Origin of the sequence: Bordetella genomosp. 13 (genome assembly GCF_007679965.1) — a bacterium.
Classification (GTDB): Bacteria; Pseudomonadota; Gammaproteobacteria; order Burkholderiales; family Burkholderiaceae_B; genus Bordetella.
In genome coordinates this window covers 1,130,840-1,154,632 of the sequence record NZ_VEHL01000001.1, presented here as the reverse complement: position 1 = coordinate 1,154,632, position 23,793 = coordinate 1,130,840, and the positions used below count along the sequence as shown (strand labels likewise).

Sequence of the window (23,793 nt, the reverse complement as noted above, 5' to 3'; positions counted from 1 at the left end):
GAGACCCATCACGCCTACTGCGCCAGATTGCGGCGCTCGGCGTCGGTCAGGCGGCTGCGGCCCTGGGCGTCCAGCTGCCCGTTGCCCACCATCTGGATGGCGCTGCCCGGATCGTAGCTGACGGGCTGGCCGCGCGGGCGGTCGGGGCGCGGCGCCGGGGCGGCCGGCGCGCCCTCTTCGCCGAAGCCCAGCACCTGCACCGAGATGATGGACGGCAGGTTCTGGCGTGCCGCGGCCTGCGAGCGCGCCACCGCATCCTGCGCGGCCGAGGCCGCCGAGGTGGCCGCCGAGCTGGCCGAGGTCAGCGCGCCGACGTTGACCGCCGCGATGGTCGGCACGCCCACGCTCTCGCCCTGGGACTTGATGTTGGCCGCGTTGAGCACCTGCAGCGCCGCGACGTTGACGTTGCCCGAGGCACGGATGCCCGCCTCGCCCGCGTCGATGGTGCCCAGCGGGGCATACAGGTCCACGTCGCCCGGCGCCACTTCCGGCAACGGATCCAGCGTGGCGAAGCCCGCGCCGGTGGACGGCACGTTAGGCGACAGCGCCACGTTGCCTAGCGCGTCGTACACGCGGCGCACCGGCGTGTACACCAGCGCCGTCTTCGAGCCCCGGCCCGCGTTGATGTCGCCCTGCACCGACCAGGCCACGATGTCGCCACCGAAGGTGGTCATCACGCGGCTCTGGCCCAGCAGCACGTCGTCCAGAGAGAACAGCTGGATGTTGCCCGAACCCTGCGTGATGACGCCGGCCGTGCCGTTGATGCCCGGCGGCGGCAGGCCCTCCACGCCATAGATCTGGCTGCCGCCCGGCGTCATGATCTGGATGTCGCCGCCGAAGCGCGTCTGGATGCCCGCATCGCCGAACAGGGTGACGTCGCCGTCGTAGGCGATCGGCTTGCCCGCCGCGTCGTTCTGTGGGAACAGCGCGGCGATGGCCTGCCGGCTGCGCAGGTAGCTGCCGGCCCGCACGCCGCCGTCGTCGTTGTACTCGCGGCCGCCCGCCTTCAGCTCCGCGAAGTACACGTTGCGCGCATAGACGCGCTGCTGCTCGGCCGGCAGGCTGTTGAAGAAGGCCACCGCATCGGTCGTGCCGTCGTAGTGCTGGCCGCTGGTCGTGCCCTCGCCATAGCGCGTGCGCAGCCAGTTCACCAGGTGCAGCTGGCTGGCCTGCTGGTAGTCGCGCGCTAGGTCGCGCCGCGCCGCCGTGGTATCCGCCGCGCGCACGGCGTCCAGCTCTTGCTGCTTGGCCTGCAGGAAGGCCTGCTCGCCCTCGGCGTCGCCGGTGTAGCCGTAATTCTCGGCCAGCCATTGCGTCAGCGTCAGCTCGCCGCTGTACACGTGCACCACCTTGCCCGGCTGATCGGCCAGCGGCTGGCCCGTCACGGCCTGGTTGGCCGGGTCGAGATACTGCCGCACGAAGGCCGCGTAATCGGGGCCGTTCTTGCCCGCGCCGACCGTGATGGCGATGTTCGCGCCGCTGCTGTGGTCGTTGGGATCGACGTTGACGATGGGGCCCAGGCTGGCAATGGACGCCTGGTTCTCCTGGCGCAGGTTGCGTCCGGCGCTGATGTCCAGCGTGCCGGGGCCGGCTACGTTGAAGCTGCCGAAGATGATGTCGCGCCCGGCCGAGACGACGGAGATGTCGTCCTGGTGGGTGTGGATGAAGACGTTGCCGATGGACGTGCCGGCGCCGCCCGAGAATTCCTGCGGCAGGCTGCCCGGTTGCCCCAGGCGCGTGCCCGACCCGACGATGTCGCGGCCCGCCAGCATCCATACCGGGCCCGCGCCTTCGTACTGCACCTGACCCGTGCTGAAGGTCAGCAGCTCGCCCGTTCTCAGGCCGACGATGTCGCCCTGGTTCGCGTACACCCGCATCGCCACGTCGTTCGTGCGCGAGACGTCGGCCGCGCTGGCCGAGCCGAAAGCGACGATGGGGAAGCGTTCGACCGTCGAGCCCACGCTGTCCGCGCCGACGTTGCTGGCGACGACGACGCTGTTCTCCCCCGAGTCGGTCCGGCCGACGAAGGCGGCCCGCTGCGGCGTGGGCACGAAGGCGGGATCCGCGCCCGAAACGTTCACGGAGTAGTTCGATGCGTACACCGAGTCCTGCGCCAGCAGCTTCAGGCTGGACGAGGCCGACGGCGCGAGCATCAGCGCGTACGGCGCCGCCGACGGACCCGTCCCGAACGAGCTGAAGTAGATGGACCCGCTCGATGCCACCGCGCTCAGGATCGACGGGAAGACGAAGCGGCCATCCGTCTGCGAGTAGTTCTGCCCGGAGATGGGCGTGACCAGGCCAGACAGGTTCGCGTTCTCCGTCTGCGTGCTGGGCGTCAGGTTGCCCCCCACCGACGAAAGGTTGATCCCCGAATGCCCCGTCCACAGCGAGAACCAGCTCAGCCCGCCGCCGCTGTACTCGGTGTCGCCCATCGTGAAGGGCGTGGAGTTCTGCAGCGCGACGCGGCCCGGATCGCCCGCGCCCGCCAGCACGAGGTCGCCACGCGTGGACAGGCTGAACGACGAATCGCCCGGCAGGACCACGAGTCCGCCGAAGGCGCTGGCCCGGCTGGCGCGCAGCGGTTCCAAGGCCCGGACGTCGGCGGGATTGGCGATGCCGTAGGCCAACGACAGGCTGCCCAGCGATGCCGCGCTCAACGCGGTGTCGCCCCGCAGGTTGGCCAGCACCCCGAACAGGTCCATCTGCGCCTGGCCCGACGGCGACATCGCCCGGTCCACGTACGGATTGAACTGTCCGCCGATGCGCACGTTCAGGTCCCCGCCGCCGGTAAGGGTCAGCGCACCGGTCGCGCCATCCACGCGCCCCGTGCTGCCCACGGCGAGCACCAGGCCATCGCTGCGCGGCACGTCCTTCGTGTCCGTGCCGCCTCGCGCGGCCAGCGTGCCCGCGTTGCCGCCGGACTCCACGGTCAGGTTGCCGCCGCCCAGCGTGCCCACGCCGGTGAAGCCGGTCAGGTAGGGCATGTTGATGCCGGCAAACACCGCCGAGTCGAACGAGAACGGCGCGCGCGTGTAGGTGCCGAAGTTGATCCACCACGCAGTGTCGACACTGTCCGCCCCGCTGCCGCTGCCCGTGCCCTGGCGCCACAGCCAGTTCCCCACATTGGCGCTGGAATGCTGGATGCGGTCGGTCGAAGTGGGGTCCTGGGTGGACACGCCGAGCGAGTCTCCGGATATCGTCCCCCCCGCGCGCAACAGCAGATCGCCGCCGCCCGTCGGATAATAGGCCGCGTACAGATTACGGGCGCTGCCGTCATTGACGAAGGGCTCGTAGCTGCTGCCCTCGGCGCCCAGCACCGAGCTCGACGACGGGGTATACGTGCCGCGCGCCAGGTTGTAGGCAGCGTCATCGCCGCCGGCCGACTGCGTGCCCGCCGTATACACCCCGTACTGCGACAGCATGCGGAAGTCGCCGCTGGCCAGCACGTCCAGGTCGCCCGTGCCCGTGCGCAATACGCTGAACACCGGGTACAGGCTCTTGGTGCCGCTGGTGGCGACGTGCGCATCGCCCAGCGTCAGGCTGCCCTGCGCGCCCGCCAGGCGCGCGCGGGTATCCGCCGCCGCCGCATCCGCGCCCGCCACCAGCCGCATCGACCACGACAGCGAGCCTTCGGGCAGCAGTTGCGCCACGGCCCAGTTGTAGCCCTGCTGGCCGTTGCTCGCGGTACGCGGCCGCAGCACCACCGAGGCCGGGTTGCCCACCAGCCGCACGTTGACGTTCCACGGCACGATGGAGCCTGCCTTCAGGGCCAGACGGCCGTTCTGCAGGAACGTGGCGGGCAGCGGCACGCCGGCCGGCCAGGTCATCGCGTTGATGGCCGCGTTGGCGGTCAGCACGCTGCCCGCGCCCAGGCGCGTGCCCGCGGCAAGCGTCACGCTCTCGGCCAGCCGCGTGCCCGCGGCCTGCAGCACCGCGCCGCCCGCGCTGTAGATGGGCGCGGCCAGCACCGTGCCCGCCGGCACCACCAGCGGCGCGCTCAGCGTCACGTCGGCGCCGATCACCGTGCCCGCGGTCAGCGTTACCGCCTTGATGGGCACGGCGAAGTTCAGCTTCGTGCCCGCCGGGTACGAGGTGCCGTCGTTCAAGGTGACCAGCCCGCTGGCGGGCACCACCACGTCGCCGCCGAAGGGCTGCAGGCCGGTCTTCAGGATCCAGCCGTTGTCGTCCGGCGTGACCAGCCCGTTGGGCAGCGAGAAGCCATCGGTCAGGCTGCCATTGATGTCCATGTTGCCCGCCGCGCGTATCGTCAGCACGCCGGGCTCGCCCGAGCCGTAGACCGCGGTCTTCTGGCTGTGCGGATTGACGCTGGCGTAGCGGTAGCCGGAGAGATCCACGTCGCCGGAGATCCGCAGGTCGTTGGCCGTGACGATCTCGACGCCCGGCCGCAGATGGAAGGCGTCCTGGTAGGCCAGCAGCCCGCCCAGTTTGCCCGCCAGTGTGCCGCCGGACCGGAGGTCGGCGACCGCGGCGTCCATGAACAGCACGCTCTGGGCGTTCTTCTTGTTCAGGTAGGCCTGGTCGATCAGGCGATAGGCCTTGCCGCTGGCGGCATCGGTGCCGGGGCGCACCACGGCGTCGGCGTCCGCGTCCTGCGCGGCATCGCTGTCGGCATAGCGCTGGTTGGCCACCAGCGCGACCGTCTGCGCGCCCTGGATGCTGACCGTGCCACGCGCATCGACGTCCACGTCGCCGGCCGTCACCCCGCCCAGGCGCGGCGCGTACAGCGTGACCGTGCCGCGCGGCAGGCCGTCGTTCTCGCCCGCGGCGGGACGCGCGGCATCGGCGGCCAGCGGCGCGCCGGTGCCCGCGCGCAGGTCCATCCGCGCGCCGTCGGCCAGCACCAGTTGCCCGCTGCCCGCGTTCAGTTCGATCACGGCGCGGTTGGGCGCGTCGATGATCTTGCCATAGCTGTCCACGCGCAGCGCCGTGCCATGCGTATCCAGCAACGACGTGCCCGCCAGCGTCAGTCCGCGCCCGGCCGCCAGGCGGATGCTGCCCACCTGCTCGCCGCTGGCGTCCACCTTGCCCTGCACGGTCAGCGTGCCGTTGTCCACCGACACCTCGATCTGACGCGCGCGCAGCTCGTCGCCCACGACCAGGGCCAGTCCCTCTTCTTTGGTCTGGAAGCTGCGCAGGCCGAACACCTGGCCATCGGTCAGCCGCTGGTTCAGCCCGCTGAAGTCCGCGATGCGCTGGCCGTGCAGTTCGACGCCGCCAAAACCGTAGGACACCAGCGTGCCGCCCGCGTCGTACTGGCCGGAAGCCGCGCCCAGGATGCCGCCCTGCAGATCGATCAGGCCCGCCGAGGCGTCCAGCGCCGTGGCGGTCAGGCGGCCCGCCTGGTTGTTCTGCGCCGACAGGTCCACCGTGGAACCCGCCGCCTGCGTGATGTTGCCCGCGCGGCTCTGCACCACCACGTCGCCGCCCCAGCTGTATTGGCTGACGTCGAAGAAGTCGACCTTGCGGCCAGACATGTCGATGCGCGCGTTGCCGGTCAGCGTCACGTCGCCTTGCGCGGCCAGCGTCAGCTTGCCGCTGGGCAGCACGATGGCCGAGTCGACGTTGATGCTGGCGCCGTCGAACGCCCACTCGGCGCCCAGCGCGTCCGAGCTGGCGCCGGACTGCTGGCCTTGCGGCGTGGCCAGCGTGATGGCCCCGCCCGCCTTGACGCGGCTGACCGCGCCGGCCTCGCCCGTCAGCAGCGGCGTGTTGATGTTCAGCGTGCCGCCTTCGTACGCATAGCCGCTGCCTTCGACGTACGCGCCGCGCGAGGCGTACACCGAGAAGGTGCCCTTGTGGTTGGCGGTAACGCGGTCGCTGGCGTTCAGGTTGACGGTGTCGAAGCCCACCGCCATGCGGTCCAGGCTGGCCGAGCCGTTGGCCTGCGCGCTGGGGCCGAAACCGAACTCGATGCGCTCGGCCTCGACGTTCAGGGTGCCCGCGCCCGTGCCCGCACCGCCGTTGATGATGGCGCCCGGCGCCGTGGCGGCGCCGTTCCATACCAGCGTGGACGTGCTCAGGGTGGCCACGTCGCCGGCGGCGCCGGCGCCGTAGATGGCCGGCGCGCCCAGCACCAGGCGGCTCAGCGACGACACGCCCGTCACCGGGTCGCGCGTATCCAGCGACACCGTGCCGAAGAAGTTCAGCGACTGGCGCGCGGTCAGGATCAGGTTCTCCAGCGCCGGGGCGCCGTAGTCCGTGTCGCCGGACAGCAGGCGGCCCAGCAGCTCCTGGTTCAGCGTCAGGCCATTGGGCAGCGTCCGCTGCGCGGCGGCCTGCGCCAGGCTCTCGGCGCTGCCGACGTTGAAGGCGCTGACCAGCAGCGACAGGTTGCGCGTGCCGTAGCGCACCGCATCGCCGAACTGGATGTCGCCGTCGGCCGCCAGCGCGATGGTGCCTTCGGAGTACAGCCGCGTCGTATCCACGCACGCCGTGGCGCACACGCCGATCGACAGGTTGGACGCCGTATCCGGATTCTGCGTCGCATCCACCGCGATCAGGTCCAGCCAGCCGTTGGAGGCCGCGATGACCGACGAACTGGCGCCACCCACGGTGGCGTAGTAATAGCCCTGCGACGAGTCATAGGCCGGCGCGCCGCGCCCGATGGTGTTGATGCTGGCGCCGGGCTCGATCACGATGCTGCGGCTCGTACCCAGCGGATCGTCGGCGATCAGGAAGACCTCGGGCGCGGACAGCTGCGCGCCCGCGCGCAGCACCACTTCGCGGGTGAGGCCGTTTTCCGCGCCGGCGAACGTCATCTGGTTGCCGTCCGCGCCGTAGGTGGCGCGGGCGTTGCCGCCAATCTGCAGCCTGGGCGCGCCCAGCGCATTGAGCTGGTCGGCGCGGTACGTGACGCCGGCGTATCCCGGCGTCGCCGCCGCGTCCGGCCCGACGATCTCGACGCGGCCGGAATTCGTGCCGTCTACCGTCACCGCGCCGCCATAGCCGTCCTCGGCGCCCTGGAACCGCGCCAGGCCTTCGAAGTGGAACGAGTCCGCGCCCGCGCCAGGCTTGAGCGACAACCGCAAGGTCCGGGCGTCGGCGGGCAGCATGGCCCGGGCCACGCCCAGCCGCTGCGCGTCCGCACGGACGAAGTCGGCGTAGCTGGTTTCGACGTACTGCGAGTACTTGCGCAGGACGTCCGCCGAGGTCAGCGTGATGCGCGTGGACAGGGTGTCCTGAATGCCGCCCGGCCGAGTGGCCGAGCCCGTGTTGACGGTGGACAGACGTCCGGCCACTGACCACGAGCCGTTGCGCAGCGCAAGGGCGCGATCGGGCACGGCGGCGCTGGCCGCGCCGTTGAGTTCGACGCGGAACGCCCCGGGCAACAGCGCATAGGTGGAGGGCAGCAGCGTGTAGGTGCCCGCCGGCAGGCCCGAGACGCCAGCGCCGATGGTGATCTGGCGGCCGATGTTCGGATCCACCGCGCCGCCTTCGGCGGCGACCGGCGCATAGACGGCCTGGCTGCTGGGCACGATGGCGTAGACCGGGTTGGTATTCAAGCCCGGTAGGGTGAAGCTGCCGTCGGCGCGGTTCTGCACCAGCGGGTGATAGCGGGCGTCGGTCGAGCCGCCCCGGCCCGAGACGAAGGCCGCGCCAGTCAGGTCGCCGCCGCCGGACAAGTCCAGTATCGCACCCTGCTGCACGTCGACCTGGCGTCCGCCCAGCGTCACGCTGCTGGCCAGGCTGCCCACGCCTTGCAGGTTGACCGTCTGCCCCGCGTACGAGTACGTGATGCCGTCCGTAGTGCCGCCATACGGCATCACCAGGCCCGCGGCGCTGACCGAGGTCAGGCTGCCTGGCAGCAGCACCACGTGGTTGGCGATGCCGATGCTGCCGGTCTGCGTGCCGAACACCAGCGAACCCAGCGGCGCGCGCAGCACTCCGCCCTGCTCGATCGTGCTGGCGCCCAGCGTCAACGAGCCGAACACCGAGTACGGCACGGCGGGATCGGCATCGGTCGTGCGGCCGATGGTGAGCTTGTAATCCGGGTCGTACAGCGTGCTGCCGTCGGAAGCTGTGCCCCAGTCGCGGCCTACCAGCACCCGAGCGCCTACGCCCGTGGCCGGGTATACCTGTGCCGCCATCAGATTGATGTTGCGCGGGCTGGCCAGCTCGGTGCTGACGCCGCTGGCGATCTGGCTTGTCGACACGCCGCCCAGGAACCGGATGTCTCCGCGACTGTACAGCGTGACGTCGTTGAACGTGCGCCGCTCGACGGACAGGGCACCGAGAACCTGCGGCACAGTGCCTTTTGCGCCGAAGTGCACCGCATCGCGTATGTCGATCAGGTCTGCTATCGCGCGGAGATCGCCTGCGGTGTACAGGCGAGTCTGTCCGTCGGATAAGGCGGGAGATGTGTAGACATCGCCGGGCGACTTGATCGTGCTGACCCCGGCCAGCCGCAAGTAGGGGCTGTTCAAGGCGACGCGCGACGAGTCCGCAGCGTCCTGCGATAGGCCCATCGCCTTGGAGTACAGACGGATGCTCTGGCCCATGTCCAGGGACACGTTGCCATCGAAGCTGATCAGGCCGTTGCTGAAAAGGACCAGGTTATCGAAGCCGCCGGCCGAGATCCTGTCGACGCCCAGCGTGGCTTGGCCATAAGTGAGCCCCGCAGACAGATCGGGCTGGGCATCGTCGGCAAGCTGGCTGGCGCCCTGCGCTTGACGGAGCAACAACTCACGCGGTTGCAGAACCGCGGATTGCACGCCTGCTGTCCGATAGAACGGCGCTTCCAGCCCGACCGCCAGCGTACCGCCGGCAGCCCCTTCACCGCCGGATGCTGCGCGCAGGGTGCCATCCGTGTAGAGTCCAGCAGAAGAGCTAAGCGCAATGCTACCGCCCGCACTCGCTACCGACTGCTCACCCTTGCCTTGCACATACAGGCTGCCGGCCGCGCCTGACGCATCCAGCACAGCGCCGGGGCGCACCACCACGAAGAGGTCGGGCGCGGAAACTGTACCCTTCGTCTCGTCGATCTGACCGCCCACGACGATGCTGCCGCCCTCGGACACATTGCCATAGCGCCGCCCCTGCTGATCGACAGCCATCTCGGCGCGGCCAGATACGTCCAACAGGGCGTGGTCGCCGATCCAGATGGAGCGCGTATGCGCCTGAGATACGCCGGAGTTATACCCTTCGCCCGCGCTCGTGGCAGCAATACCGATTTGCCCCAAGGTGATACTCCCACCCGGTGCATTTAACGTCCCGTCGACCGTCATTTGGCCGGTTGAAAATAATCGAATCTGCTCGCCCGGGTCGACCGTGATAACCGCGCCCTCCTCCACGGACAACGTTCTGTAAGCGTTGAGTACGGCCGATCCACTCCCCAATGTCAGGCTCGCACCGCCGCGCTGCTTAAGAACAGCGCTGATGGGATCCTGTAGGTAAATGGGTGGCAGCCACGTTCGGATTATTTCGGAGGTGGCGCCGGGCGATGCTATCTGCTGAGCTTCTACATTCAGAGTGAAGACGGGCATCCGCACATTGAGGGTACTGTTCGATGCAACAAGCAACTCCGTCTGGCTGCGAACGTCGTAGTGAGTGAATCCAGCCTCGAAAAATGGTTGGGGCAATTGCAGCACGGGCAACACTGCGACATCTTCGCCGAGGGACACACCGGCAGGAATCAAGGTGCCTGGAGAAAAAGTTGTCGCGACCGGAGAAGGGTTTCCAGCTTTAATTACAGCAGGCGTAGGTGCAATGGGAAACCCTTCGCGAAATACGCCATCTGGGACTGTGAAACTTGGGAAAGAAATGCTCGGAGAGCTTCGAGACATAAAAGTAATCACCGAACCCTTCGGAATGATCGCTTGCTGCGTGTCTCTCGGTGTAAGTTGTAAATAATGCGAGACCCCGTCGGAATCATTATAAAAAATCTGTATTACCTCCCCGCCGCCAAGGACATTAATCGGAATTGGAATATGCCAATCTCCGATCAACGTAACGAATGGCCAACTACTAGGAAAAGCTTCGACGACTTCACCAGCAGCTGCAAAATTCTTGATATATGCGTAGTCCACGGGTAATGCATCGCCCACATCGACGCTTAACTCTTCATTCAGCACTAAAGCAGCTTTGGTAATCTCGCCTGCCTTTAATATCCCGTTTTGCTCCAAGACTCGTCCACCGATACTCACCGTCGCACCCGACTCCACCATCAGCGTGCCGCCGCCTACCACGCCATAACCACGGATGTCACCGCCGATGGTCACTACACCCGGCACCTTGTTCAGAGCACGCACGTTGGCCGCCAACGTAACGTCACCACCTCGGCCTGCCCTGCGCAACGCCCTATCGCGCTCCAGCACCCCGCCCGACGACACGTCGATGACCGACCCCTGCTGCAACGTGACGCTGCCCGTGCTGCGCAAGATCACCGAACCGCCATCCACATAAGGCACGCCGGATACATCGGCCGCGTCGCGCCTTAGGTCAGTCCAGATGCCGCGAGCATCGAGCATCACATTCTCGGCCACAGACACATGCGCATCCGCATTGGCCTGATCCGGAAGCTCGGCATCGCCCAGTGAGATCCGACCGCCGCGCGCCACCAGATTGGCATTGATCTGCACGTCATGCGCATTCAACGCAATCTCGCCGCCGTTATCCACCTGCAGCACGTTGTCGACCGTGACGGATTCGCTTGCCGTGGTGATGCCACCTAGTCGATAACGCCCGAGCGCCTCGGCGTCCAGACGGATCGTGCCGGCCTGCTCTTCGCTCATCGGCGTGTCCAGGCCCAGCGTCTCGGCCAGACCCTGCTGTGCGCCGCCGAAGACGATCTCTTGGCCGATCCAGGTCTTGTCCAGCTCGTAACCCAGGACACCGGTGGCGGTGTCGTATGTCGGCAGATAATTGCCGATCCACAGCCGCGCGCGCCGCGCAGCCGCGGTTTGCGACTGGTTGTAGCCATCCACGCCAGCCTGCGGCCGGTCGACCTGGCGATCACCGTTGAACACATCGGAGACCAGTTCGCCCTCGAGCACGGAGGCGGTGGTGGCCACGACGAGGGAACCCGCATCGCGGCCCACCGTGTAGCCCGCCTCATAGCGTTGGCGCGGTCCGATCAGGGGACTATAGAAACGGCGCGTGGCCTTCTCGCCCCAGCGGGCCGACGTAGCTTCGTAGCCGTTGTAAATGCCGGTATACAGGATGTCGCCCGGCGCGGTGGAGACGTTGTACAGCCGTCCGTCGGCGCCCCGCAGCCAGCTCATGTTGATGTAACCCGGCTGCACGTCCAGCGTGCCGCCCGACAGGTTGATGCGCGACCCGGCTTGCGTGACGACTTCCTTGCCCGCGAATCGCACCGTGCCGCCTTGCGCCATCCACTCGCCCGCGGTGTGCTCGGCATTGGCCACATACCCGCTGACTTCCAACAAACCGCCGGCGGTATACCAGCGGTCGGGCGTGCCGTTGGGATTGGTGTCGGCGTTGTAGTCGCCCTTGACGAACACCAGATCGCGCCGATCTACCCACACGTCGTTGCTGTTCAACGCGCCGTCGTCGCGGTTGACCGGCGCGTCGCGTTGCTCGTTGCCCTGGATGTTGACGGACAGGTTATTGGACTCCATGGCCACCCGAACGCCCACGGCGCCGGACACGTCCAGCGTGGCGCCCTGGCGCACCAGCGCGCGCGCGCCCGCGGTGACGGCGATCTGGCCGCCTGTGGCCAAGGTCAGCGACTGGTCCTGGAAATCCACCGTGCCGTCGCTGACGATCTCGACCAGCGACTGGTCCGTGCGATAGCGGCTGGCCTCCGGCTTGGCCAGCAGTTCCAGCGCGGCCTTGCGCTGCGAGTCCAGCGCCGTCAGGTCTGTATTCGCTTCCAGCAGGATGGCGCTGGTGGCCTGCGGCGCCAGCGTGATGCTGCCGACCTGGCCCGCGGCCTCGCCCGACTGTGCGGCCGTGCGCAGATGCAGGGTGCCGCGCACGTCCACCGAGGTGGTCGCGGCGATGCTACCCTGCTGGCGCACGTCGGCGCCGGTCAGCGTGATGTCGCCAGTCGTCGCGATCAACAGCCCGGCGTTCTCCACCAGCGCCGAGGTGGCCAGGTTGCGGCGCACCGCGGTGACCTCATTGCCGCGCGTGGTCGAATAAAGATTGCTCTCGGTGCCCTGGCCACGACGGATGATGAAGTCGTCGCCAGCGGCCATCGTCACCTGCCCGGCGGGTGTGGAAATGGCACCCGCGTTGTGCACCTCTGTGCCCATTAACAGCACATAGCCGCCGCCCTGCGTGGCGGTGGACGGCGCGCGCGTGACGATGCTGGCGCCCGCTTGCACTTGGATTGCACCCTGGGCGCCGCTGAAGGCGGCAGTAGAGTCATCGGCCGAGAAGATGCCGCGCTGCAGGAACTGCTCGTCCAGCAGATTGATCGTCTGGCCGCCCTCGGTGCGGGTCTGGTCCGTCCGCGTTGCCGCTACTACCAGATTGCGCACGTCGACCTGGCTGCTGCCGGAGAACACCACGCCGTTCTGGTTGACGACCATGACCGTGCCATCGCCCTGGATCCTGCCCTGGATGCGGCTGGGCGCGACAGAACCCACGACCTTGTTCAGCACGGCATCGGTGGATTTCTGGTCGAACGCCAGCGTGGTGTTGCGCCCGATGTCGAAGGTATCCCAGTTGAGGATCGCCTTGTCGGCCGTCTGCTTGACCGTGACCTTCGTCTGGCCGTTCTGCTCGCTTGCCACGGGACGCTCGGCGCCGCTCCAGGCCAGCGCATTGCCGCTGGCATCCTTGTCCCACAGTCCGCCCTGGCGATAGCCGTCGGGCGCCGAAACCTCGTCTTGCGCGGCGCGCCGCGCCGCCGCCTGCATGGCCAGCTGCTGCGAGATGGACGATGCACTGCGATTGAGGTTCTGGATGGACTGCTGCAGGCGCTGCTGGGCCTGCGCCTGCTGCTGTTGCGCGCGGGCGTTCCCGCCCGGCATCACGATGGCTGGGCTGCGTGTGAAGCCCGCGCCCTTGGACGATCCGGACTGTGCGAACCATGCTCCGCCGGCGGCATGGGCCGCGGAAGAACCGCCGGCCAGCAACAAAGCCGCCAACGCATGCGCCAGCGGCGCCATGCGGAATACCGGGGCCGAGCGGTGCAATGATGCCGCGCCATGGCTGCGCGTGCGGACAATACGGGTCGATGCCAACGATTTGCCTTGCATGGTTGTCCTTCGATCAATCCGAAAAAAGCTTTGCGACAGAAGTCTCGCGATGCGGCAGGCGGCGCCGCATGAGGCGAAGACGCGTAAAGGCGATGGCACGCCGGCCGGATGTCGGCGGGCATGCCAGGGAATACGGGGAGAATTTGACGGATTCGCCATCGGGGATTGCCGCAGTGCAATGCCGCATGACAGAATCCGCATTATTCGCAGCAGACCGGCCGAGCAATTCCCTTTTTGTTTTATCGAAGGGATTCAAGGTCTTGGCCATGCTGGGAGCGATGTACGACAAACGGTAACGCTCCATCATCGCGCACCGAAATGACAGTTCGTGATGGAGAATCGCGGACTTGAGTTACATACGCTTTGCCGCTATAGCTTTCATGGGCAGGTAGAGGGAACCAATAAAGGGTGGCGCCTATTCGCCATTATTTGCCCTGCGTGTGACAAAAACTTTAAAGGCTTACGAAAACATATCGGCGAAGCCTTTTGGAGCCTCGCCAATATCTCAACCAGCACCACCTCTTGTGGTCAGGGCTATCCAGGTGGCCTCGACGATTACAGCAGCGGCTTACCGATGCCGTTGCAAACCGTGGCGTTGCCGATGTTCTGCCCACGCCCCGACGTGTTATTCAGGAACGTGTTCGTGACGGCGGTCTTCCACGAGGACGGCAGCGGCACGAAGTTGTCGGCAGTGATGGCCGCATCGAAGTCAGTCGTGGTGTATAGCCTGGTAAGAAACGCGACGATGGCGGCTTGCGTGCCATTGGCATCTGCACCGCTATAGCACTGGTTCACGACCAGGGCCGTGAAGCCAACAATTGGGTAACCTCCGGGGTGCAGGCCAAACTTGGGAACCCAGGCATCGCGGGTAACGGCAGTAGCGTTGGTAGGCGTCGTCGGCACCCATGCCATAACAGCCGCGTTAACGTTTGCACTCGTTGGCGAGAAGCCGCGCACCTTGGCATATTTGGCCGCATTCGACAGATCGGCCGGCAAAATAAGGTCTGGCCCCATATAGCCAATCCGACCTTCCGCGGCAAAGACAGCGTCGCGCATTCCCGCACTGTACTTAACTTGCATAAAAGTAGGAGGGACTTTGTCGTTTTTGAACTGCTGAGAAAAGTTTTGTTGGTCAAGCTGGAAAACTCCCCTCCCCACATTGTTAGCAGCCTTCAAATTAGTGGTGGCATATAGTTCAGTGGGACATTGCGTCCGCAGGAAATTACCGAGAAGAGCGCTTGTTCCACTGCCGTCCTCACGGTATAGCACCGTAATAGGGCCCGTACGATGAGACCCTTCAATACCGCTCCAGTCGGTAACGGCACCCGAGAAGATTCGACACAAATCAGCTACATCGGGGGCGGTCGGACTGATTTCAGCCGAGAAGTCCAACTGAGTCGATGTGTTGAGAGGAGTGCCTACAGCGAGGGCCTTTCGGAATGGGATCACGACTGACGTGACTACAGCCGGAAACTGCAGCACTGGCCCCCATTTATTGTCCTTGTCATCAATGTGATTGGCCTTGTACACGGCGTCCTCGGTGGGTGAGATGACAACGTCACTACCTGCAATAGCAACACTGCGGGCTGGGCGATCAAATAGTGCGCCTTCGTTAGTCAATACTGCAGTCTTGCCCACCTCGCTACCCGTAACTTTGTACGAAAAGTTAAAGTTGTCAGCTGGCATGATAGCGATGTACAAGCCTTGAGCCAGCGTAGATCCACCTGAGACAACTTTCTGAGCTATAGCGCCGGCGGCGAAAGACATTAGACCCAACGCAATGGTCGAAATCAGAATAGAATTTTTTCTCGCCATGAATTATCTCCTCATGTTTGAACGACCTAACAAGGAAAAGCAAGGCCTGGGTGCCCTGCACTGAGGCCCGCCTGAGTTCTTGGTTGATATGGCGGGCACCGACAGATCGCAAACGGGGGCCACACCTATTCAGAACATTCTCAATTGCCATAAAGAAGGCGAGGCTTAACGCCTCGCCCACTTCAACTATGGCCCCCCAGCTTGTGGCCGAGTGGCGTGCAGTTGACCCTGGCTATTACAGCAGCGGCTTGCCGATGCTGTTGCAAACCGTGGCGTTGCCGATGTTCAGGCCACGACCCGACGTGTTGTTCAGGAACGTGTTCGTGACAGCGGTCTTCCACGAGGACGACAGCGGCACGAAGTTGTCGGCGTTGATGGCGGCATCGTGGTCGGTCGTCGTGTACAGCTTGGTCAGGAAGGCGACGATGGCGGCTTGCGTGCCGTTGGCGTCAGTACCGCTGTAGCACTGGTTCACGACCAGGGTCGTGAAGCCCACGATCGGGTAGCCGCTGGTGGGAACGCCGAAGTTGGGGGCCCAGGCAGCGCGGGTATTGAAGTTGGCACTGGTGGGAACAGCACGGTCGGCCACAGCCAGGCCGACGTTGGCGCCCGTCGGCGAAGCGCCGCGCACCTTGGCGTACTTGGTCGGGTCGGCCAGGTCGGCCGCGGCGACGACGTCCGGACCCACGTAGCCTACACGGCCTTCGGCGGCGAACACGCCGACACGCATGCCGCTGCTGCCCGTGACCGGCACGAAGTTCGAGGGAACCGTATCGTTCTTGAACTGCATCTTGAACGTTTGCTGGTCCAGCTGGAACACGCCGCGGCCCGTGCTGTTGGTGGCCTTCAGGTGGCTGGTGGCGAACAGTTCGGTGGGGCACTGCGAGCGCAGGAAGTTGGCCAGCAGGGCGCTGGTGCCGCTGCCTTCGTCACGGTACAGAACCGTGATCGGGCCCGAACGGTTGGAGCCGGGGATGTCGCTCCAGTCGGTGACGGCGCCGGAGAAGATCTTGCACAGGTCGGCCACGTCGGGAGCGGTGGCGCTGTCGGTGGCCGAGAAGTCCAGGTCGGCGGCGCCGGAGGTGACGGCCTTGTTGAAGGGGATCGTGACCGAGGTGGCCACCGACGGGATCTGCAGCATCGGGCCCCACTTGTTGGTGGCGGCGTCGATGTGGTCGGCCTTGTAGGTGGCGTCTTCGGCCGGGGTGATGACGACGTCGCTGCCGGCGATGGCAACGCTGCGGCCAGCATGGCCGAACAGCGAACCGTCGTTGGTCAGCACGGCGGTCTTGCCCGTGCCGCTACCCGTACCCAGGTACGAGAAGTCGATGTTGTTAGCCGGCATGATGGTGGTGTACAGCGTCTGGGGCAGCGTGGCGCCGCCCGACACAACCTTCTGGGCCATGGCGCCAGCGGCCACGGACATCAGACCCAGCGCGACGGCCGAAGCCAGAACGGATTTCTTGAACGACATGACTTGATCTCCTGACGAATTGGATAAACCGGATGAGGTTGAAATCACGATACGGAGGAAAAAAGGGAATTCGGTCTGTCGCACCCCCTCCACTGCAATCTCGTGCGACAGAGACAGTATCAATTCGCTGTATGACGGCTAATCAAATCAAATCGCGGACTTGAGTCATATTCGAATTTTTTTGGCATGCCGTTGAACCAGATCGCGCTTTATATTCACTTTTGATGACAACCGATAAGTTCGAGTTGCGGACTTGAGTCACACACTCCTTCTCGAGAGACAACTACCGGTAGACTTAAAGCAATGTCGTCACGCGGGCGCAAAGAAAAAGGGCGAGCCAAGCTCGCCCTTAGAATTCGAAATTAGCAAATAACTTAAACCATCCATTAAACCTATAAATAATCAACAAAAATTCCACCATGCGCGAGATAACCGCCACTCGTCAATTAACAAAACCAGCCCATCAACACAACTACGTTATGGCAACGGTTTTCCCATTCCATTGCACACCAACGGATTTTGCACATTCTTCCCCCGCCCAGAAGAATTGTTCAAAAACGTCGCGACGACCGCATTCCGCCATGGCATCGGCAGCACTACCTCCGGACCCGACAACGATCCTAGCGAATAAAACCCGTTGAGAAACTCCATCATCGTGCTCACGGTGGCCATCGGATCCGCCCCCAGGAAACACTGGCTGACGACCAACGACGAAAAGCCCGCGATGGGATAGCCAACGGACGGATTGCCGAAATTCGGCATCCAGCCCGCTCGCGTGTTCACCGCGACGCCCGAGGGCAGCGGCACGCCGTTGGCCGCCAAGGAAATGCTGGCCTCGGTAGGCGAAAACCCCTTCACCTGGGCCACCCTGCTCGCATCCGCAGCCCAGGGCGTCAACGCGCCGGGGTTCACGTAACCGATGCCGCCCACATTGGCCAGTACAGCCGCATCCATATTCCCGCTGCCAGACACCGGCACGAAGTTGCCCGGCACGATGGCCGCGGGAAACTGCGCCGCGAAAATCGGCTGGTTCGCGTCGAATGCGCCGCCGGTCAGGTTGGGCTCGGTGGCCGTGCAGGCCGCGTTCAGGAAATTGCCCAACAGCACGCTGGTCCCGCTGCCATCCGCGCGATACAGCACGGTGACCGGACCCGAGCGATGCGAGCCAGGAATCATGGACCAGTCCACGATGCGGCCCGAAAAGATGCCGCACAGGTCCGCCACGTCGGGCAGCGTGCTGGAGGCGAGCGCTCGAAAGTTCAGCGCTTCGGGATTGCCGGACGTATTCGTCTTGTTGAACGGGATCGCGACGGCACTGACGTAGGCGGGCATCTGCAGTACCGGCCCCCACATATCAGCGGGCGTGGCGGGGCTGGTGATGTGGGCCAGCGCGTAGGCGGCGTCTTCGGCGGGGGTGATGATCAGCTCGCTGGCCGACATGGGCACGCTGCGGCCGGCATGGCCGAACAGGGCGCCGTCGTTGTTGAACACGGCGATCTTGCCGATGCTGCTGCCCGTGCCCGCATACGAGAAATGCACGCCGTCCACCGGCATGAGGGATTGGTACATGGCGATGGGTTCGGTTGCCCCGCCGGTGACGACGCTCTGCGCGGCGGCATGCGCGCCGATCAAGGCAAACCCGGCCGCCAGCGCGGACGACACAAGAATGTTCCGATGCGACATGGTGAATCTCCTAACGGTTGAACCACGGAATGGAAACCACTAGAGGATGAGTCACGACCTCATCGCGCGCCTCTGTCGAACGGCTACCGCGCGACGCCTTCAATATCGGCGCCGTACATGACCCAAACTGCAGGCGTGCCGCGGACTTGGGACACATAAGTCCGATCTACTGCACCAACTGATTCATCTCCATGATCGGCATCAGTACCGCCAGCACGATCATCATCACCATGCCGCCCATCACCAGGATCATCAGCGGCTCCAGCAGCGCGGTCATCGACATCGCGCGGCGTTCCAGGTCGGCGGACAGCGACTGCGCGGCCCGGTCCAGCATGGGCGGCAAGGCGCCCGTTTTCTCGCCGCTGGCGATCAGGTGCGTCAGCAGCGGCGGAAATATCTTCTGCACGCGCAAGGCGCCGCCCAGTGACACGCCTTCGCGCACGCGGGCGGTGGCGTCGTGCACGCACAGCTTCAGGCGCTCGTTGCCCAGGGTCTGGCGCGCGGCCTCGAGCGCGCGCAGCAGCGGCACGCCGGCGTCGGTAAGAATGGCCAGCGTGGACGCGAAGCGCGCGGTGTTCACGCCCAGCACGAAGCGTCCCATCAGCGGCAGCCTCAGTACTCGGCTGTGCCACGACAGGCGGGCTGCGGGCGCGCGCTGCGAGATGCGCCAGATCCAGAAGCCGCCCACCGCCACCAGGGCGTTCAACCATCCCCAGCTGCGCACGTAGTCGCTGGCGGCCAACATGGCCTGGGTGAGGAACGGCAGCTCTTGCCGCGCCTGGGTGAAGGCAGTGACGACCTGCGGCACGACGTAGCTGAGCAGGAAGATGACGATGCACACCGACACGAAGGCGACGATGACCGGATAGATGAAGGCGGCCACGATCTTGGAGCGCAGCGCGTTGCGCTCTTCGATGTAGCTGGCCAGGCGCTCCATGACGCGGCCCAGGTCGCCGGAGTCTTCGCCCGCGCTGATCAGCGCGCGGTAGATTTCGGGAAAGTCGCGCGGACGCGCGGACATGGCGTCGGCCAGGCGCTGGCCGGCGCGCACGTCGGCGCGCACGGCCGCCAGCGTCTCGGCGATGTGCTTGCGCTCGGCCTGCTCGATGGTGGCGCTGAGCGCGGCTTCCAGCGGCAGGCTGGCGGCCAGCAGGCTGGCCAGCTGGCGCGTGGCCCAGGCCAGGTCGGCGTCGGACAGGCGCGGCGCGAAAGGCGAGACGGCGACGTCGCCCTTGCCCGAGGACTCGACCACCTGCAGGGCGGTCAGGCCGCGGGCGCGCAACTGCGTGCGCGCCGCGCGCGGGCTGTCGGCGTCCAGCCGGCCCCGCTCGATCTTGCCGGACATCGCGGCCGCTTCGTATTTGAAACTGGGCATGGTCGGACTCCTCAGGCGTCGCGCGTGACGCGCAGGATTTCTTCGGGGGAACTGATGCCGGCATCGACCCAGCGCTGGCCGTCGTCGCGCATGGTGCGCATGCCGGCGCGGGCGGCCGCGGCGCGCAGGGCCTGCTCGCCCAGGCCTTCGTAGATGCAGCGGCGCGACTCGTCGTCGATGACGAACAGTTCATGGATGCCGGTACGGCCGCTGTAGCCGGTGTTGCTGCACGCGGGGCAGCCCACCGGCCGGTAGACGATGCGGCCCTCGGGCAGGGTCTCGGGCCTCTTGCATTGCGGACACAGGCGGCGCACCAGGCGCTGGCCCAGCACGCCCAGCAGCGACGAGGCCAGCAGGAAGGGTTCGACGCCCATGTCGGTCATGCGGGTGACGGCCGACACGGCGTCGTTGGTGTGCAGCGAGGCCAGCACGCCGTGGCCGGTCAGCGAGGACTGCACGGCGATCTGGGCGGTTTCCAGGTCGCGGATCTCGCCGATCATGATGGTGTCCGGATCCTGGCGCAGGATGGCGCGCAGCGCGGTGGCGAAGGTCATGCCGATGCGCGCGTTGACCTGGATCTGGCCGATGCCCGGGAAGTCGTACTCGATGGGGTCTTCGGCGGTCAGTACGTTGGTGGTCGACGTATCGATCTTGCCCAGCGCGGCGTACAGCGTGGTGGTCTTGCCGCTGCCGGTGGGGCCGGTGACCAGCACGATGCCGTGCGGCTGGCGGATGAGGTTGGCCAGCCTGGCCAGCGTGTCGGGCGCCATGCCCAGGGTTTCCAGCTGCAGGCGGCCGGCGTCTTTTTCCAACAGACGCAGCACCACGCGCTCGCCGTGGCCGGTGGGCACGGTGGACACGCGCACGTCGATGGGCCGGCCCCCCACGCGCAGGGTGATGCGGCCGTCCTGCGGCAGGCGCTTCTCGGCGATGTCCAGGTGGCCCATGATCTTGATGCGCGACACCAGCGCCGCATGCAGCGCCTTGCGCGGCGACACCACGTCGCGCAGCGTGCCGTCGACGCGGTAGCGCACCACGGAATGGGTCTCGTAGGGCTCGATGTGGATGTCGCTGGCGCCGTCGCGCGCGGCCTGCGTCAACAGCGCGTTGATCATGCGGATGACCGGCGCGTCGTCCTGCGCGTCCAGCAGGTCGGTGACGGCCGGCATGTCCTGCATCAGTCGGTCCAGGTCGACTTCGCTTTCGGCGGCGCCCACCACCGAGGCCGCGTCGCCGGTGTCGGAATAGGTGGCGGACAGCAGCGTGTCGAGCTCGGCATCGCTGACCTGGACCAGCGTGATGCCGCCATAGCGGCGGCGCACCTCGGTGATGGCCCAGCCGGGGGTGCCCAGCGTGGCCACCAGCTCGAGCCCGCCGGGGGCCTGGCGCAGCGCCACGCGCTGGGCGCGGGCCCAGGCATACGGCAGGGCGGCGTAGGAAGGCGTGGCGGGCGTGTCCATGGGGCCTCCGATCAGGGCGAGACGACGATCTCGGGCTGGTAGCCCAGCTCGCGCAGCACGGCGACCGCGTTGTCGACGGCGCGGGGATCGCGCGGCACGTCCGCGCGCACCACGTAGCCCATGCCGCCCGGGCCCGTCATCGCGTAGCTTTTCAGGCCGCTGATGCGGGCGCGCTGCATGATGCGCTGCGCCTCCTGGTCGGTGGGTACGTCGGCGAACTGAAGCACGCTGCGCGTCTCCTCGGTCTGGCCGTACATGGCGCCGGGGTCGGTGGAGATGGTCAGGCCGGCGGGCAGGTTGGCGTGCACGCGGGCGGGACGGTCCGACTGTTCGGGATCGGACGGACGCTGGCGTACTTCAGTGGACGACTCGACCGGGGGACCTTCGCGCTTGAGCGTATCGGCCTGGGCCTGGGGACGCAGGTCGTAGGTGTTCTCGCCGGCGGTGGGCACGCCGGACGGCGGCAGGATGGGCGCGCCCATGTCGGGCAGCACCAGGTGGTTGCCGGGCTGCGACACGCCCTGCGCGCGCCGCATGAAGTCGTAGCGGGTCTGCGTCAGGCCGCGGCTGTCGCTGGCGTCGCGCACCACGTAGGGCCGCAGGAACACCATCAGGTTGGTCTTGGCGCGCTGGCGGGTGTCGTAGCGGAACAGCGCCCCCAGCACGGGGATGTTGCCCAGCACCGGCACGGATTCGCGGCCGGTGGTGACGGTGTCTTCCAGCAGTCCGCCCAGCACCATGATCTGGCCGTCTTCCAGCAGCACGCTGGTATCCAGCGCGCGCTTGTTGGTGACGATGCCGGCGGTCGAGGACAGCGTTTCGTCGATGCTGGAGACTTCCTGGTAGATGTCCAGCTTGACCGTGCCGCCCTCGGAAATCTGCGGCCGCACGTTCAGCTTCAGGCCGACGTCCTCGCGTTCGACGGTCTGGAAGGGATTGTCGCTGCCGCTGCCCGAGGTGACGTACTGGCCGCTGACGAAGGGCACGGTCTTGCCCACCATGATGGACGCGGGCTCGTTGTCCAGCGTCAGCAGATTGGGCGTGGACAGGATGTTGGTGCCGCCCTGCGTCTGCAGCGCGGTGGCCAGCAGCTTCAGGTTGATGATCTCGCCGATGCCCGGCAGCGACACGTTGCCGTTGATGACGCCGATGTTCAGCCCGCCCGGCAGCGCGTCGATGGTGGTGCCGGCGTTGGCGTTCAGGCCGCCCGCGCTGGGGAATCGCGTGCCGCCGAACCCGCGCGTGGGATTGCCGGCCATCCACTGGATGCCCAGCTGCGCGGCGTTGGTCTCGGTGACCTCGACGATGAGGCTTTCGATCAATACCTGCGCGCGGCGCTGGTCCAGCAGGTCGATGACCTTGCGCAGGCTGCGGTACATGGGCTCGGCCGCGGAGATGATCAGCGTGTTGGTGGACGCGTCGGCCTGCACGGTGGTGCCGTTGGCCGAGAACGCCATCGACTGCTGGCTGTCCATGGCGCCGCCCTGCCCCATGCCCGCCCCGCCGGTCGCGGCGCCCATGCCGCCATTGAGCGAGCCGCGCATCGAGCCCGACGCGCCCAGGCCCGACGTGCCGCTGGTGGACTGGCCTTGCGAGCCGTAGGCGCCGCTGCCCGAGGTGCGCGTGCCGCCGGCCAGCCCGCCCCCGCCGCTGGAACTCGCCGTGCCCAGCGAGGCGCGCACCGGATCCAGCGCGCCATTGGCGGCGTCGGTCTCGCCGGTGAGCAGCCCGCGCAGCACGCGGGCCAGGTGCAGGGCCTGGGCGTTGCGCAGGTACACCACGTGCAGGTTGCCCGCTTCTTCCTGCGACTCGTCCAGCTTGGTGATCAGCTCGCGCGCCAGGCGGGTGCGCGCGGGGCTGCTGGCGCGCACCACGATGCTGTTGGCGCGCGGGTCGGCCACCACCACGATGCGCTGGGCCGGGTCCTTGCTTTGCGTGTCCAGCAGTTGCTGGGCCATGGCGGCGACGTCCACGGCGATGCCGTTGCGCATCTTGACGACGTCGGTGTCCAGCGAGGTGGGCGTGTCGACGTTGGCGATGATCTTGGCGATGCGGTCCAGGTTGTCGGCGTAGTCGGTGATGACCAGCGTGTTGTTGCCCGGGTAGGCGGTGATGGGATTGTTGGGCGCGATCATGGGACGCAGCACGGGCACCAGGTCGGCCGCGGTCTCGTAGTTCAGGCGGAAAGTGCGCGTGACGATGCCGCCGCCAGGCTGGCCGCTGCCGGCCACGGCGCCGCCCTGCAGCTTGGCGTCGGCCTCGGGCACGACACGGCTGACGCCGTTGACGTCGACCACTGTGAAGCCCTGCATGCGCAGCGCGCCCAGCAGCATGCTGTAGGCGGTGTCGGACGGCACGGGCTCTTCGGACACCAGCGTGAGCTTGCCCTTGACGCGCGGGTCGACCAGGAAGTTGCGCTGCGTGAAGCGCGCCAGCACGCGCAGCACGGCGGGGATGTCGGTGTCGACGAAGTTGAGCGAGACGACGTCGTTGCGGTTCGAGGCGGCGGGCCGGGGCGCGGCGGCGGAGGATGCCGTGGTCGACGCGACGGGCACGGCCGGCGCCGCGGCCAGGGGCATGGCGGCGGCGGACTGCGTGGCGGGCGCGCGGCGCTCGCGCGCCGGGGCGGCTTGATAAGCGGCCTGATAAGCGGACTGGGAGACGGGTTGCGGCGCGTCGGCCAGCGGCGTGGCGCGGCGCGCGGTGCGCGAGGACGCGGGCGGCACGGACACGGCCTGCGTGACGGGCGTGCCTCCCACGTCGTCGTCAAAGGAACTTCGCGAGGCAGCGGGCATGCGC

Annotated in this window: 8 protein-coding genes; all 8 read right to left on the bottom strand. The window is 66.8% G+C overall.

The window, feature by feature from the left end; all coding sequences use genetic code 11:
• Positions 1-14 precede the first annotated feature (14 nt).
• Positions 15-13,187 carry a filamentous haemagglutinin family protein gene (locus FS845_RS05255; protein ID WP_186332161.1) on the bottom strand — a complete coding sequence of 4,391 codons (13,173 nt, stop codon included), beginning with the start codon at positions 13,185-13,187 and terminating at the stop codon, positions 15-17.
• A 13-nt stretch (positions 13,188-13,200) separates the two neighbouring features.
• Entirely contained in the window at positions 13,201-13,455 is a 255-nt protein-coding gene (locus FS845_RS26430) for a hypothetical protein (RefSeq protein ID WP_186332160.1), read from the bottom strand.
• Positions 13,456-13,742: 287 nt separating this feature from the next.
• Positions 13,743-15,002, bottom strand: coding sequence for a PstS family phosphate ABC transporter substrate-binding protein (locus FS845_RS05250; protein ID WP_144631032.1), 1,260 nt, complete (start codon positions 15,000-15,002; stop codon positions 13,743-13,745).
• A 235-nt stretch (positions 15,003-15,237) separates the two neighbouring features.
• Positions 15,238-16,476, bottom strand: coding sequence for a substrate-binding domain-containing protein (locus FS845_RS05245; RefSeq protein WP_144631031.1), 1,239 nt, complete (start codon positions 16,474-16,476; stop codon positions 15,238-15,240).
• Positions 16,477-16,953: 477 nt separating this feature from the next.
• Entirely contained in the window at positions 16,954-18,159 is a 1,206-nt protein-coding gene (locus FS845_RS05240; protein ID WP_144631030.1) for a substrate-binding domain-containing protein, read from the bottom strand.
• 166 nt (positions 18,160-18,325) lie between these two features.
• On the bottom strand, positions 18,326-19,534 hold the full coding sequence (gene gspF, locus FS845_RS05235) for a type II secretion system inner membrane protein GspF (RefSeq protein ID WP_144631029.1): 1,209 nt from the start codon (positions 19,532-19,534) through the stop codon (positions 18,326-18,328).
• Between the two features lie 11 nt (positions 19,535-19,545).
• Entirely contained in the window at positions 19,546-20,994 is a 1,449-nt protein-coding gene (gspE, locus tag FS845_RS05230; protein WP_144631028.1) for a type II secretion system ATPase GspE, read from the bottom strand.
• A gap of 11 nt (positions 20,995-21,005) precedes the next feature.
• Positions 21,006-23,789 carry a type II secretion system secretin GspD gene (gene gspD / locus FS845_RS05225; RefSeq protein WP_260986158.1) on the bottom strand — a complete coding sequence of 928 codons (2,784 nt, stop codon included), beginning with the start codon at positions 23,787-23,789 and terminating at the stop codon, positions 21,006-21,008.
• Between the last annotated feature and the right edge of the window lie 4 nt (positions 23,790-23,793).

What these genes read in the sequence shown, in the direction of transcription:
- FS845_RS05240 (WP_144631030.1), bottom strand. Translation starts at nt 18,159, where the DNA reads ATGTCGCATCGGAACATTCTTGTGTCGTCCGCGCTGGCGGCCGGGTTT.
- FS845_RS05255 (WP_186332161.1), bottom strand. Translation starts at nt 13,187, where the DNA reads ATGCAAGGCAAATCGTTGGCATCGACCCGTATTGTCCGCACGCGCAGC.
- FS845_RS26430 (WP_186332160.1), bottom strand. Translation starts at nt 13,455, where the DNA reads ATGGCCAAGACCTTGAATCCCTTCGATAAAACAAAAAGGGAATTGCTC.
- gspF (WP_144631029.1), bottom strand. Translation starts at nt 19,534, where the DNA reads ATGCCCAGTTTCAAATACGAAGCGGCCGCGATGTCCGGCAAGATCGAG.
- gspD (WP_260986158.1), bottom strand. Translation starts at nt 23,789, where the DNA reads ATGCCCGCTGCCTCGCGAAGTTCCTTTGACGACGACGTGGGAGGCACG.
- FS845_RS05250 (WP_144631032.1), bottom strand. Translation starts at nt 15,002, where the DNA reads ATGGCGAGAAAAAATTCTATTCTGATTTCGACCATTGCGTTGGGTCTA.
- FS845_RS05245 (WP_144631031.1), bottom strand. Translation starts at nt 16,476, where the DNA reads ATGTCGTTCAAGAAATCCGTTCTGGCTTCGGCCGTCGCGCTGGGTCTG.
- gspE (WP_144631028.1), bottom strand. Translation starts at nt 20,994, where the DNA reads ATGGACACGCCCGCCACGCCTTCCTACGCCGCCCTGCCGTATGCCTGG.